Raw genomic sequence first — 13,628 nt, 5'->3', positions numbered from 1 at the left:
TCTCACCGCGAATGACGCCATGATCGAGATCCGACCCTCCGCCCACCCGGCCAGCGCCGAGGAGCGCGCCGCCCGCATGACCAACCCCGGCTTCGGCCGCATCTTCACGGACCACATGGTCGTGGTGCCCTACGTGGAAGGGAAGGGCTGGGGCAAGGGCGTGCTGAAGGCCTACGGCCCCATCGAGATGGATCCCGCCGCCTCCGTGCTGCACTACGGCCAGGCCATCTTCGAGGGCTTCAAGGCCTACAAGCAGCCCGATGGCAGCATCGCCTCCTTCCGCCCCGACGCGAACTCCCGACGCTTCAACGCCTCGGCCGCCCGCCTCGCCATGCCCGAGCTGCCCGAGGAGATTTTCATCGGCGCCGCCAAGGCCCTCATCTCGCAGGACAAGGCCTGGGTGCCTGGCGCCGTCGGTGAAAGCCTCTACATGCGCCCCCTCATGATCGCCACGGAAGCCGCCCTGGGCGTGCGCCCCAGCAACGAATACCTCTTCGTGCTGCTCGCCAGCCCCAGCGGTGCCTACTTCCCCGCGGGCGTGAAGCCCGTGACCGTGTGGATCTCCGATGACTACGTCCGCGCCGCGCCCGGCGGCACCGGCTTCGCCAAGTGCGCGGGCAACTACGCCGCCAGCCTCGTGGCTCAGCGCCAGGCCAAGGAAGAGGGCTGCGACCAGGTGGTCTGGTTGGATGCCATCCAGCGCGAGTACATCGAAGAAATGGGCGGCATGAACATCTTCTTCGTCTACCAGGAGAAGGGCGAAACCGTCGTCGTCACGCCCGAACTCACCGGCACCCTGCTGCCCGGCATCACCCGCGACAGCCTGCTGCAGCTGGCCCGCGAACAGGGCTTCCGCGCCGAGGAGCGCAAGATCAGCGTGGCCGAGTGGAAGTCCGCCATCGCCGAAGGCCGCATGACCGAGGCCTTCGCCTGTGGCACCGCCGCCGTCATCACGCCCGTGGGTCACGTGAAGTCGCGCCGTGGCAACTGGGACATCAACAAGGGCGAGACGGGCCCCGTGGCCGCCAAGCTGCGCGAGGCCCTCCTGAACCTGCAGCACGGCCTCGCTCCCGACACCCACGGTTGGATGACGAAGATCGTCTGAGCCCGCTTCGACCGACGAAAAGGCCCGCCATCCGGCGGGCCTTTTTCTGGATGGGGATGTTGCGGGCTAGGGGTAGCTCAGCGTGGTCGTGGCGAGGGCGCCGGCGCTCACGGGCACCTGGGAGCCGGCCTTCAGGACCGGCGCCGCCAGGGAGGTGCTGCGCTGGGCGGCCACACCGTAGGTGCCCGGAGCCAGGTTCAGGAAGCCCGCCTGATCCTGTGTGAGGCCCGAGTCCGCGGCTTGGGCGCGCACGATGAGCGTCTGGGATCCCGAAGCGCCCGTCGCGAGGGTCTGCCTCAGCTCGCCCCAGGTGCTCTGGGTGGCGAGGGAGGCGGGTGTGATGGTGAGCGTGAGCGAACCCGGCGTCTGCGGCGCGCTGAACGCGAGGCTGGTGGGGTAGGCGGCGGCGCTCGTGGCGTTCACGGCCGCGGAGGCCTTGGCCCCGTAGCAGGTGCTGCTGGAGGCGGCCGGCTGTGAAACGACGTAGTAGAGGCTGCCGGTGGGGAGCCCCTCTAGCACGAAGGTGCCGGAGGCATCCGCGAAGGCCCGCCGCTGCAGGGTGGCGAATCCGACGCCATCCACGGTTTCGGCGAAGACTTCGGCTCCGGCCAGGGGCGTGCTTCCGTCGGCCACCTGGCCCGTGATGCTGGCGCTCGCCGCCAGATCGAGGGCGCGCCCCACGGCCTGGAAGGTATAGGCCGTGCTCCCCGCGCGGAACTGCACGGGCTGCAGGCCGCTCAGCATGATCTGGGCGGTGACATCGCCGTTGGCCGCCACGGTGACGGGTCCGTTCACGAGGGTGGTGGTGGGCATGGCCAGGGGCTGGCCCACGGCCGCGCCCGTGGGCCACACGTAGGCCGGCTTGCTGATGGGCGAGGTGTAGTTGTCCGTGGCCCAGGTGATACGGAACTGGGTGTAGGTCGCGGGCGAGACGGTCGTGGCGGGCAGGATCACCGTGCTGTGGCCGTTCTGCAGCACCATCAGGTCATAGGTTTTCTTCACGTTGCCGAGGGTCATCCAGTTGCTGCCGTCGGTGCTGCCTTCCACCTTCTCCACGCTGACGACGGCCTGGCTGTAGCCAGGGAAACTGTCCGAGCCCAGGCGGATCGTCAGCTTGCCCGTGGGCGCGGGCTGCGAGGAACTACCGCCCCCGCCACAGGCCAGGGCCAGTCCCAGACCGAGCAGCGCCATTGGAAACAAGGAAACACGCATCAGGAACTCCGGGTGAGTCGACCCCCCAGTCTAGACCCGTCGGGTTTCCCGAGGTTGAAGGGACGGATCGCGGCTTCCGTTTCCAGGGCGTTCCCGGGGGCGATCGTAGATGAGCCGCGAGACCTGCATTTCCAGTTTCATTTTTCGCATGGGTGCCTTCCTAGGCGCCGAATTGCCGCAGGTGGTGGTCCAGGTGCTTGTACATCAGGACCGACCATTCCTGCGGTGTGAGCGGGCCGAAGAAGGTGTGCGGATGCGTGCTGCAGACCTCGGGGCCGCCGGTGGAGAATGTGTCGATCAGCCCCCTGAGCCGCGCGCGCTCCGCCTCGAAGTCCGGTGTCCCCGTCACCACCAGATCCTGCTGGGTCGGGGTGTTCCGGCGCATGGGCTCCTCATTTCCGAGGGCCAGCCGCTTGATGATCCGGCCGATGATTCGGCCCAGCAGATCCCTCGGCGGACGTCTGAATCCCATTGCCATCTCCAGGCCCGCCGAGCAATGCGCCAGTGCCTGAGCCGCGTTCATGCGCCCCCAGAGCCGCGGCTGTTCGGGGGCCAGGCTCGCGAGGCGTGTCTTCAAGCTTTCCACGGCCGGCGCTTCAAACAGGTTCTTCATGTGGAGCTCCTCTGGAGGGTCAGATCGATTCCTGGAGCAGGTGGGCGGGGGCTTCCATGATGGGCCGGACCTCGACGCCGCCGAGCCGGGCCACGGGGATCCTCGAGGCCAGCTGAAGGGCCTCGTCCAGGTCCCGCGCCTCGATGAGGATGAAGCCCCCGATCTGCTCATGGGTTTCGACGAAGGGCCCGTCCATCACCTCCCTCTTGCCACCGCGGAGGCGCAGGGTCGTGGCCATGCGGGTGGGCTGGAGCGGCTGGGCGGCGAGGAAGTGGCCGTGCTCGCGCAGCTCCGAGTTGAACTGGGAGGCTTCCTTGATCAAGGCCCGGGCTTCAGGCTCGGACAGCCGCTCCAGCTGGGTTTCGTCAAAAAAGATCAGGCACAGGTATTTCATGGTGTCCCTCCGGGGCTTCGAGCCCATTCACCAGGTAGTCGTCTGGCCCGGCCCGGAAAGGACACTTCATGTTGCGAAATTTTCGGTGGCCCAGCGGGCCAGAACGAAAGCCGGTGATTCAGTGACTTCGAATCCCCCTCTTCCGAAAGAAGCGAAGCCGCCTTGCGGCGGCTTCGGTGGCGGAGAGAGGGGGCACTCCGGTCCTCCGGCCCTCCGTTCGCACGAATCACGCGGCTTTCTGTCCCAGACGCATCAGCCCGCTGGGCTGCCACGTCCGGGCCAGAACGAAAGCCGGTGATTCAGTGACTTCGAATCCCCCTCTTCCGAAAGAAGCGAAGCCGCCTTGCGGCGGCTTCGGTGGCGGAGAGAGGGGGATTCGAACCCCCGGTACTGGTTTACCCAATACACTCGCTTAGCAGGCGAGCCCGATCGGCCACTCCGGCATCTCTCCAAGGCTTTCCAGATTACCTTTGAGGACCGCTGGACACAAGGCTTCTTGCCGGAAGCCGCCCCCAGCCTTCAAGATGGAGGTCTGGAGGGATGGCCGAGCGGTTGATGGCTCTAGTCTTGAAAACTAGCGTGGGCGGAAGCTCACCGGGGGTTCGAATCCCTCTCCCTCCGCCAACCAGCGCCCCGCGATGCGGGGCGTCGTCGTAATAGGGGGAGAGGGATTCGAAATCAGAGCAGGGCTGGCAGGTAGCCGCAGGCGGAGGCAGTCCGGGGGACTGCCGGAGGCGTGAAGCGGCGTGCCAGCGCTGCCTGCGGCCGGAAGGGACGCCGCGGAGCGGTGGCCCTGGAGGGAATCCCTCTCCCTCCGCCAACCAGCGCCCCGCGATGCGGGGCGTCGTCGTATCAGGCCTTGGCATCCCAGCCTTCGGCGGCGCGGAAGCTGTGGTAGCGGCCGTGTCCGAGGATGAGGTGGTCGGCGAGGGGCACACCCAGGGATTCTCCGGCGGCTTGTAGGCGTCGCGTGAGCTGGGTGTCCTCGCGGCTGGGGGTGGGGTCGCCACTGGGATGGTTGTGGTAGGCGAGGGCCGTGGTGGCGCCGTAGCGCAGGGCCTCGCGGAAGTTAGGTCTAAGATGGACCTGAGTTGTTAGATGTTTTCCGTAATAGATACATAAAAAGGATTTAACAGTCGACATGTGTTACACCTTTTCGCCCTTGCTCAGCCTCATTCTGGTGCATAAAATTCAATACACTTGTTCAAAAAAATGTCAAACATCTATCGTCTTCTGGTCGGAGGCATCGATTGTTTACATGTAGGCATATCATTCATAGCGATGGAGAAAGAGATTCGCTGGTGGCTGATAGCGGCGGGTTGCCCCATCGCCCTTCGAATCAGTGGTTGCTTCTTATCCGTAGGCCACGAGTCCAGGCAAGCACTCTACGTAGGGATGCAGCAGCCTTAGCAAGGATGTACTCCTGGTTCGAAGCCCTCGGCTTGGATCTGGATGAGCGGGTACGAACCGCAAATTTTTTGTACGAGCACGAAGCGCTCGGCCTCCTTGAGGAGTTCAGAAGTAGGCACAGGACGAACTCCGTTCATCGTGGGGAAGTCCTGGCCTCTACCACTTCAGCGGACTTTCAAGTGATTATCGGGTACCTCGATTGGTGGTCCGGCGTTCAGCTCTCCAGGCGTACGGGAGAAATGGCTCGGCATTACCACCTCAAACGGGACCATTTCCTGAAGCGGATGAAGGCCTTACGACCACGTGGGAAGGGTGGTCAGGGGCGCAGTTTGAGCCCTGGTCTACGAAGCCGATTCCTAGAGGTTATCCGACCTGATTCAAGCGAGAACCCATTTTCCCATGATGTGCGAGAGCGAAACTACGCCCTCTTGCTTCTCTTCTTCTTTACGGGAATTCGACGTGGGGAGGCGCTCAAGCTCAGGACCTCAGACCTTGTCCTTGCTCGAAACAATTACATACAGGTGGTTCGAAGGCCAGACGACCCTGAGGATCCTAGATTGATAGAGCCGGAGGTCAAAACGAACGGCCGATTGATCCCACTGGAGGGTTTTGGAACGGCAATATCGGAAGACGCCGGGCTTCCGGGTGTTATGTGGAGGTTTCTCAAAGCTCGTAGCGCCTCCCCCGGGGCCTGGCAAAGCCCCTTTCTCTTTCTATCTCGAGGTGGCCAGCCCATGGCATTGAACAGCGTGAACGCTTTGTTTGCAACATTGAGGAGGGCAATCCCGGAGTTTCGAGAGAGTAGACTTACTCCGCATACCCTCCGGCACACGTACACAGAGTGTTTGATGGACTTTTTTGATGCCAGGGGGATTGGAGATGAGGATGCGAAGCGATATTTGAACTATCTCAATGGGTGGTCGAAAACGAGCGATACCGGAAATAGGTACGCGGACAGGCGGATCGAGGCTATGGCCCAATCGGTCTGTCGAGAGATGCAGAAGAAGTTCCTTTCCATCGTGGAGAGCGAATGAGCCCGATGAAGTCCATCATCTCTAAACCAAATCAGAATGGCGAGGGACCCGAAGCCCAGCTAACGGAGTTGCTAACCAAAGGTGGGGCAAAAGCGATTATCGAAAATGACACTTGGATTCTTCGCGGTGGACGACATGCCATTAGCGTTCGATTGGACTGGACCGAGTTTCCTCTAAGGGGAGAGTTGGCAGAAGTGACCAAGGAATTCATGCGTCATGTCATTAGATCAAAAGCTGATTCCTCCATCAGATCAGTCTGGAATGGCCTGCTTTCTCCTCTTCGGGGGTATGAACTGAATACCGGGGGGGTAGAGCAGTGGAAGAGCTTTGATTGGCCTCAAGTTTCAGGGATTTTGGGATGGGTGAGAACAAAGGGCCTCATTGGCTATTGGCCATTTTGGAAGCTGTTCCTTCAATGGATTGGAGATGTCCGGCCTGATCTCGTCACTGAAGACGTCCTTCACAAGGTTCGATCGATTAAGGTTTTGCGGCCTGCGCTAATGCCGGTGAGGAACATGGACCCGCAGTTGGGGCCTCTCGATGAAGTTGAGTTCGCGAATTTCATCAAAGGGGTATGGAAGAGTTCCACACTTCCACTCGAAGGTAAGGTTGTCCTGATTCTTGTAGGGGCATTTGGATTACGTCCAGCATCGATTGCCATGATTCGGGAGGATGATTTTGTATCGGAAAAAATCGGAGGGAATGAGTGGTTCAGATTGAAAGTACATTTAGTGAAGCAGAGGTACGATGACCCCAGACGCAACCCTCCTATCGAAATTGGGCTAGAGACGGAATTGGCCAGACTGATTGGAGATCTAATCCAACAGAACAGGAATCGATTTGAAACCAAGGTTGGAGACTTTCGACCGTTGATCTTCAGGGCTGAGGCTCGAAGTAGAGTAGAGGACCCGTTTCGCTGGCATTGGAACTATGACCATCTGAGTATGAAGATTCGAGTTTGGTGCAACGAAATTCCTGTCATATCGAGTCGCACCAATACCCGACGAAAGGTAAGCGCTCAGTCGCTTAGATACACTTTCGGAACCCTACTTGCGAATAGGGGTGTTCCGATGACAGTCCTTGCGCGGAAACTCGGCCACACATCCTTGAATTCTGCGAAGCACTATTACCGAATTAGGTCCGACCAGGACAGTTTGTATAATCGGCTTGTCGATCAAAATCTTGGAGAAATTATCGATCGGTACTCTGGGCGATTAGTAGATCAAGTGTCGCCAGCTCGGGCTATTTTTGCGCAATCGAACAAGGCTATCTTAGAAATCGGGGAGTGTGGATCGAAACGGCAGTGTCGCCTCGATCCGCCATTGAGTTGTTATGGGTGTGAGTACCTGGTTGCTTTGAAGAGTAGAAACCACCTGGTCTACCTTCAACAACTACAGGATCGGAAGCGTCGATTACTTGAAACAGGGAGAACGGGATTGCTGTTGGCGGCCCAGCTTGACTCTGCCATCCATGGCGTTCAAGCGGTCGTTGAAGCGATCGAATTGGATGGGAGTGACTCCCAATGAAAAGTAGTAAATCGGTTCACGGGCGGATCATTGATCCAGGCATCAATAACTTGGTGACTAGAGGGTGTCTAGATGCCAAGGAAAATGTAGCGGCGCTTATCAGAGCAGCAAGGACTCATCCACTTGTAAAAATATTGAAATGGGATTCCGCTAGTTGGGACATCCGATCTTGGCTCGATAACTTCCGCGGACATCAGCAGCGCCCAATGATCTCCTTTCGAAAATTTCGCAATAGCAGCCCTTCTGGACAGATGACACAGGTCGAAGAAATCATCAAGGCTTGGATCGTGACTCAGCAGGCTTTGAACCCTATGTCCTATGCGACTATTCAGCGCAGGGTGCTAGTTGGAGCCTATCTCGGGGGAGCTGCCCAGAACGCTCTCGAAGAAGTAACGTCGCTTCATCTGTCTCACTTCGTCAGGGCGGAGGATGAGATAAACCGACGCCAGCCGAAGAGTGCATCAAGTTATAGCTGCGTACTCCGTCAACTCAGTGAGTGGCTCAACGAATTGAGGCTTCTTCGGGCACCCATTCACTACACTCCGAGAGTACTCAGCGTATCGACCCACCTTGATCCCATGTCTGCCGAAGCTGCTGCAGCTCGGAAGGAAAAATTGCCATCGATGTCGGTCCTGGAGGCAATCGGGCGGGAGCGCGATAGGCTCACCGACCCGTATGACAGGGTAATTCTGGCGATCTTCGATATTCAGATGGCAACTGGCTTGAGGATAGGAGAGGTGTTGACCCTAGCGATGGATCCCCTTGTCGATATCGCCAATCAGGGGTTACACCTCCGCCTGCCGGGGGGGCCGGAGAAAGGTGGGAACTGGATTCTAGTCCCCGTAGCTGAGAGGTGCCGAGAGCTGATTTCGAAGGCCGTCACCACCCTCGCCACATTGTGTGCAGAGGCGAGATCCTCGGCTAAATTCATCGAAGAGAATCCCGGGCGAATTCCATGGAAAACAATCCCCCGCTGTGATGGCACCTATCGTCTTTCTCTTGGCCAAATCATCACAGAATTTAAACTTAGACCAGATGTGGAGAAGAAGAAAATTGAAACGGTGACTGCGGTGAAGGTTGCCGCCGATATCCCACGGGGGCAAATGACAATATCGGCTGGCGACATCGAGAGTGGCCACAGGAAGAAGCTGATCGCTCACCCCACAATCTTCCGCGACGGAAGAGCCGTGCTCTCGATGAGCAACTCCCTTTGTGTATGGGGTCATCGAAAGGGTTATCGCCACAAAGCAACGAGAGATATTCAGCATTTTCTTTTCCCCCGTCAGCTTCGGGACCAAGATGTACTGACCTGGTTAGGGCAGACATGCTCAAGATTAAATCTGCTAGACGAGGGCGGGAATAGACCCCATCTTCGCACGCATATGCCGAGGCATCTCCATGTAACGGCGCTTAAGGATGGGGGGGCCTCAGATGCTATGTTGGCCGCCATACATGGGCGGAAGTCTCCCCACCAGAATGCTCATTATGAGCATTCCTCTCCCTGGGAGCTCACGGAGAGGATCACAGGTTTGATGCGCTCTGGTGTGCTGATTGGTCCTAAGGCTGATGCATTTCGTGCGCTTAAGGATTCGACAGTACAGAATGAATTTCTTTTAGCTCAGGTGCCTATCGTTCATCGTACTGCCGAGGGTATGTACTGCACACGGGACCTTCAGCTAAACCCCTGCCCTCATCATCTAGCTTGTCTTCGAGGATGTCGCCACCACCTTGTAGATCCGATGAATCCTTCAACTAAGGAGGAACTCATCAAGGCAAGAGACGAGGCCTTGAAAACGATTTCCTCGATTCTCGATCACCTAGAGGCACGCCGGATTCCTCGGGATATTGCAGAGCGAAATCAGAACATTCTTCATTTCAAAGAGATCGTGGTGCATACGAGCAAGGCCTTACAACACATCGAGGATGCGCTGGTCACTGGTTCAAAAGCGAAGATACGAGTGATTCCTGATGGCATTGATATGTCTGAAAGGGAGGGACTTTGATCAGCAAGAAACAGGTGAAGGGTCGTAAGACAGGGGCTAGACCTCGATTCCGCGAAAAAGATCGTGAGTTAGTGTTTCAGATCCTGGAGAATTGGGAGGTAGGCAATAAGAAAGGGCATCTCACTTGGGATGAACTTGCGAAGTCGGTAGGCTTTTCAAGGGGAACTCTAGAAGCTCGACCCGAAATCAAGGCTAGGTACTGGAAGACCAAGGCTGCCTTGAAGGCAAAAAATTCGCCTTTTACCCGCCCGGAGAGAGCTGCCAAATCGGGGGCTGAGGCATTCCTCCAACGTATCGATCTACTTGAAGAAGAACTGAGGGCATTGAAGGACACCCTCTCCGCCTACGATGCCAAGTGGAAGAGGTACGAATTCAATGCAATCCGATTAGGGCTTGAACCAGAGGAACTAGACCGCCCTCTCCCACCCCTTTCACGCAATCGTCGGTGATGGCTACGGTCCGAGGAATACAGCAGAGCAAGAAACTATACCCAAAACCCGGCGAGCCAATTATCAACTCTTTGCTGGGGCAAGTCTTCTCCGCCGAAAGCTGAGAAGAGGGGCCGAAGGACACTTCGAGTGCGTTCGGCAATCACGCTCCGGTCCGAGTCCATCTTCAATTGGGTGTACGAAACGATTGACTCATCCATTGCCTTGTTAGCGGGCCTAGAAAATCCACCGCCTTCATAATCCGCGAGAAGCCGCCCCTTCAAGCTATCGAACCTGAAGTAGAAGAATAAATTTTCTGGGAGTGGTGCGTCCTGTCCTTTGAAGAGTCCAGCCACAAGGCTTTGGGCTGTGAATAGTCGGTTAGCCACATCACGAACGATATTCCTTCGATCCAATGCTCTCCTGTACCAGGGAGGTGGCCCCCCCATTACCCATGTCTCTCCTCGTGAGACCATTTGTTGGATGCCGAGCGCAGGATGGTCATCCACGTAGCTTCCAGAATGGAACAGTCCCACCGAGAAGTTCCACACTGCGAAGTCCAGGGCGCTAAAGACAATCCCTTGAGCATGGGATTCTGGAATCGCAATCAGACCCTCCCAGGCGCCATCTCTAACGTCGCGCTTGCAATGAGATCCTGGGAAGTCTCTTGGATCCATCCATGGAGGCCAACCTCCCTTTTGGGGGTGGGCCATTATCATCCTTGTAAAATAGTGTTCTGTAGAGTTTGTATCAGGAAGGCGGCCATCCCACGCTACACCAACCGCGAGTTGTCCAGGCATGGGGATTCTTTTTAAATTATGATCTACTAGCCTTTGTCCAAACTTTGAAAGACATGTTCCTACAAATTCGTCTAATCGTCGCTCGGGTGGGCTTTGAAGACTCGATACCTCTCGGGTCAAGTCTTCCCAATGGCGGCGCACGAATGTCCCGATGTCAAGCTCCCGGTTACGCATGCACCTTTCCAAGATCTCCCCCAAATCTCGGTGGTTCGCTTTGACGGAACTCACCTGTCCCCCACGCATTGATCGACAATAAATCGTGTCGCCCTCTAGTAGCTTGGTCACACCAATGGATTTCTTGGTGACAGCAGGATTTTTTACTCCTCCGGGAATTCGAAGAACGGCCACTTCGACGCCATCAACATCGGGGTAGCAAACTTCCACCCCAAATGGATCACTGCTGAATTCAACTATCAACTTGTTGATAGCATCGGCGTCGTAGGACACACGTAGATTGCTAGGTGGGTTTTTCGCTGTCATTCCCGTGCCATTCTCGACACCAATCGCGAGCCAACCGCCATCATTATTTCGAAGCGCTAAAATGGCTCGGATTAATTTAACTTGGTCATCCGGGTTGCTGAGATCCAACCAAGACTTGTGTTCAATACCGAACCCTTCCGAATGCTGAATGGCTACGCGCCGAGCCTGATTAAGCCTTTCATCTTCTGGGAGCATAGATCTTCCTGTATTGCCGAGTGGCTAGATTTTGAATGGAGATTAAATATATTCCAGAATTGAAACTCATGTTCGAAGAACTGATACCTCACCGAGAAAAATTCAGAAATCGAGACTGAGCGAGAAGGAGCAAGTGGCTAGTTGGCAAGGTCTGGCTTTGTTCACTCGGGCATTGTGGATGGAGAGAAGAGAGGTAGACTCATTCTGTTGATCAGCGTCATTTCCTTAACCAAAATTTTTGTAAGAATCCATCATGTGAGGTACGATTTAGCTCTCCACTCATAGGCACTTCATTGACGGTTGACCAATTCTCCAAACCTATACGAGTTCTCACCATTGACGGTGGGGGAATGCGAGGGCTGTACACAGCCTCCTATTTAGACCACTTCGCCACCTACTGCGAAAGTGCTCGTCAGTGTGCCAAGTTAGACATCGGGGCATCATTTGATCTGATCGTTGGCACTAGTACCGGGGCGATCCTGGCTGCGGCCTTGGCCACAGGATGTAAGTTATCTAGAGTTCGCGAGTTGTATAAAAAATGGGGTCCATCGATATTTCCAGAGCCCTTACCGAGTTCCCTTCTCTCCCTGCTCTGGCATGTCAGGAAGAGAAAATCGCTCAACAGGACTGGTGCCGAGGCACTGCGATTAGCCCTCAGTGAGGTGTTTGGAACGACAACGTTAGGCGATGTGTTCGCCGATCGCCGAATTGGAATCTGCATCCCCGCCGTTGAACTGGGTCACCATCATCCACGTGTTTTCAAATCAGCTCACCATCAAGGGTTGGATCGGAGAGACGAGAGGATGACATTAGTCGATGCTTGCCTCGCATCCTCTGCGGCTCCAATTTACCGATCGCTCGCTTCAGTTACGCCGACGCTTGGAAATGGTCCGGCTCAGCTTTACGTAGATGGAGGACTCTGGGCGAATAATCCGGTATTGGTTGGCCTGGTGGACGCCCTGGAGATACGCGGCGATTCCACCAGTAGGCCCATAGAGATCTATTCCATAGGTACTTGTCCAAGTATTAACGGGGGGCCTGTCGGGGAAGCAGATCTTGATTGGGGATTTTCCGAGTGGCAGTTCGGAGGGAGAGCGGCCTCTTTGGGGATCGATGCGCAGGCCTCGGCCTACGATAAGATAGTCGGTAAGATATCCAAATGGTTACCGAACATAATGGTTGCTCGATTCCCAACCTTTGAAGTTCCTTTATCTGTCCAGCCATATCTAGCACTTGACGAAACATCAATGAATGGGACCAATGCCTTGGAAGATCTTGGCCGCAATCACGCAACCGAACTTCGTAGTTTGTGCATGGATCCGAAAGAAGGGAGCATTCAATCTCTGAATCGTCTGTTTATGGAAACCATTCAGCCAGTCAGTTGAGGAGACAAACATGATCGATACATCGAAGCAGATGAAGAAATTTCATGATGAAGAGGTAGATCTACCAACTGATCAACGCAAGAAGATGCAGCAGCGTAGGGATACAAATCGCGACGCGCTTACTTCTGGACTCCAAAAGAAAAAGAACCCCGATCCTAAGGGATTCGCGTCACAAGGATCGTACATGATGCGAACCATGGTCCAAACACCTGAAGATCAAATCGATATCGATGACGGAGTCTATTTCAAAAAATCGGATTTAGTTGGCGAGAAGGGGGCGGATAAAACTGCCCTCGATGCTCGAAAAATGGTCTGTGAAGCGCTCACGAATGGAAGATCCTTTAAGACACCTCCCGAAGTGAAACCAAATTGTGTCCGTGTTTATTACGAAGAGGGATATCACGTTGATGTCCCTGTGTATCGCTTGAGCGAGGGATCTTCTGGTTCGGGAGAGGTCGCCGAACTCGCAAGTACGGACTGGAAGGTCTCTGATGCCCGAGGTGTGACCGCATGGTTTAATGATGTCGTATCTAAACAGAGCCCGTCCGATGATGATGAACAGTTGCGGAGAATCGTGCGTCTGTTGAAGAAATTTTCTGTGAGTCGTTCATCTTGGGTGGGGAAGTCTGCTTCTGGTTTTGCAATTTCAAAATTAGTGCAGGAGAACTACTATCCCTCAGCAGGACGAGATGACGAGTCCCTCAGAGTGACAATGAGAAGGATTCTTCGGCGATTGGAGATAGACACGGTTGTTAAACACCCCATATTGAGTGAAAACATTACCAAGAAGATTCCCGATCCGAAGACGACATTCCTGAAAGACTGCCTCTCTGAAAGGGAAAAGGATCTGGATCAGCTCGAAATATCGGATTGCAGCTTTGAACAGGCCATGAAGGCCTGGAGTGCGATTTTCAATACGGACTTCTTCAACGAGCAACCAGATCCATCAGACAGCGGGAAAAAGAGCTCCGCCTTTGAGACATCAGGAACTCCAGGGGTCGTAATAAAGGGCGGGAATTCAGACTACGCCTAAGGTTCCTTGA

The 13,628-nt window shown here is 56.0% G+C and carries 12 protein-coding genes and 2 tRNA genes; 8 read left to right on the top strand and 6 right to left on the bottom strand.

Features of this window, described 5'->3' with window-relative positions; all coding sequences use genetic code 11:
• Positions 1 to 19: 19 nt before the first annotated feature.
• Positions 20 to 1,105, top strand: coding sequence for a branched-chain amino acid aminotransferase (locus QSJ34_RS17510; RefSeq protein ID WP_420798880.1), 1,086 nt, complete (start codon positions 20 to 22; stop codon positions 1,103 to 1,105).
• Positions 1,106 to 1,171: 66 nt separating this feature from the next.
• On the opposite strand, the gene QSJ34_RS17505 is transcribed toward QSJ34_RS17510, so the two are convergent.
• The 4 genes from QSJ34_RS17505 to QSJ34_RS17490 all read right to left on the bottom strand — a co-directional run bounded on the left by QSJ34_RS17505 (position 1,172) and on the right by QSJ34_RS17490 (position 3,775).
• Positions 1,172 to 2,317 (bottom strand): DUF4382 domain-containing protein, encoded by a 1,146-nt coding sequence (locus QSJ34_RS17505; RefSeq protein WP_285577761.1) that lies wholly within the window; start codon positions 2,315 to 2,317, stop codon positions 1,172 to 1,174.
• A 160-nt stretch (positions 2,318 to 2,477) separates the two neighbouring features.
• Positions 2,478 to 2,930 carry a DUF1569 domain-containing protein gene (locus tag QSJ34_RS17500; RefSeq protein WP_285577759.1) on the bottom strand — a complete coding sequence of 151 codons (453 nt, stop codon included), beginning with the start codon at positions 2,928 to 2,930 and terminating at the stop codon, positions 2,478 to 2,480.
• A 19-nt stretch (positions 2,931 to 2,949) separates the two neighbouring features.
• The gene (locus QSJ34_RS17495; RefSeq protein ID WP_285577757.1) at positions 2,950 to 3,324 is read right to left on the bottom strand and encodes a YciI family protein; all 375 of its coding nucleotides are present in this window, start codon (positions 3,322 to 3,324) and stop codon (positions 2,950 to 2,952) included.
• 358 nt (positions 3,325 to 3,682) lie between these two features.
• Positions 3,683 to 3,775 (bottom strand) — tRNA-Ser (locus QSJ34_RS17490).
• Between the two features lie 83 nt (positions 3,776 to 3,858).
• Here QSJ34_RS17490 and QSJ34_RS17485 point away from each other — a divergent pair.
• A tRNA-Ser gene (locus QSJ34_RS17485) sits at positions 3,859 to 3,948 on the top strand.
• 228 nt (positions 3,949 to 4,176) lie between these two features.
• Here QSJ34_RS17485 and QSJ34_RS17480 read toward each other — a convergent pair.
• The gene (locus QSJ34_RS17480) at positions 4,177 to 4,467 is read right to left on the bottom strand and encodes a JAB domain-containing protein (protein WP_285577755.1); all 291 of its coding nucleotides are present in this window, start codon (positions 4,465 to 4,467) and stop codon (positions 4,177 to 4,179) included.
• 272 nt (positions 4,468 to 4,739) lie between these two features.
• Here QSJ34_RS17480 and QSJ34_RS17475 point away from each other — a divergent pair, with 272 nt between their 5' ends.
• From QSJ34_RS17475 to QSJ34_RS17460, 4 genes are all read left to right on the top strand, one after another.
• The gene (locus QSJ34_RS17475; protein WP_285577753.1) at positions 4,740 to 5,768 is read left to right on the top strand and encodes a tyrosine-type recombinase/integrase; all 1,029 of its coding nucleotides are present in this window, start codon (positions 4,740 to 4,742) and stop codon (positions 5,766 to 5,768) included.
• Complete coding sequence (locus QSJ34_RS17470) at positions 5,765 to 7,294, top strand: site-specific integrase (RefSeq protein ID WP_285577751.1); 1,530 nt, start codon at positions 5,765 to 5,767, stop codon at positions 7,292 to 7,294. Before QSJ34_RS17475 ends, QSJ34_RS17470 begins: the two co-directional genes overlap by 4 nt.
• A gap of 251 nt (positions 7,295 to 7,545) precedes the next feature.
• A complete protein-coding gene (locus QSJ34_RS17465) occupies positions 7,546 to 9,297 on the top strand; it encodes a hypothetical protein (RefSeq protein WP_285577749.1) in 1,752 nt (583 codons plus the stop codon).
• Positions 9,294 to 9,746, top strand: a complete 453-nt coding sequence (locus tag QSJ34_RS17460; protein ID WP_285577747.1) for a hypothetical protein — start codon at positions 9,294 to 9,296, stop codon at positions 9,744 to 9,746. The genes QSJ34_RS17465 and QSJ34_RS17460 overlap by 4 nt, the downstream gene beginning before the upstream one ends.
• A 35-nt stretch (positions 9,747 to 9,781) precedes the next feature.
• Here QSJ34_RS17460 and QSJ34_RS17455 read toward each other — a convergent pair whose 3' ends face one another.
• Positions 9,782 to 11,200 (bottom strand): AlbA family DNA-binding domain-containing protein, encoded by a 1,419-nt coding sequence (locus QSJ34_RS17455; RefSeq protein ID WP_285577745.1) that lies wholly within the window; start codon positions 11,198 to 11,200, stop codon positions 9,782 to 9,784.
• 293 nt (positions 11,201 to 11,493) lie between these two features.
• Here QSJ34_RS17455 and QSJ34_RS17450 point away from each other — a divergent pair, with 293 nt between their 5' ends.
• On the top strand, positions 11,494 to 12,585 hold the full coding sequence (locus tag QSJ34_RS17450; protein WP_285577743.1) for a patatin-like phospholipase family protein: 1,092 nt from the start codon (positions 11,494 to 11,496) through the stop codon (positions 12,583 to 12,585).
• Between the two features lie 10 nt (positions 12,586 to 12,595).
• Positions 12,596 to 13,618: a cyclic GMP-AMP synthase DncV-like nucleotidyltransferase gene (locus QSJ34_RS17445; protein WP_285577740.1), complete on the top strand. Its 1,023-nt coding sequence runs from the start codon at positions 12,596 to 12,598 to the stop codon at positions 13,616 to 13,618.
• The last annotated feature ends 10 nt before the right edge of the window (positions 13,619 to 13,628 follow it).

It is taken from the genome of Geothrix limicola (genome assembly GCF_030268085.1).
GTDB lineage: Bacteria > Acidobacteriota > Holophagae > Holophagales > Holophagaceae > Geothrix > Geothrix limicola.
The sequence above is the reverse complement of the archived record's forward strand: the minus strand, read 5'-3'. Positions and strand labels throughout refer to the sequence as shown.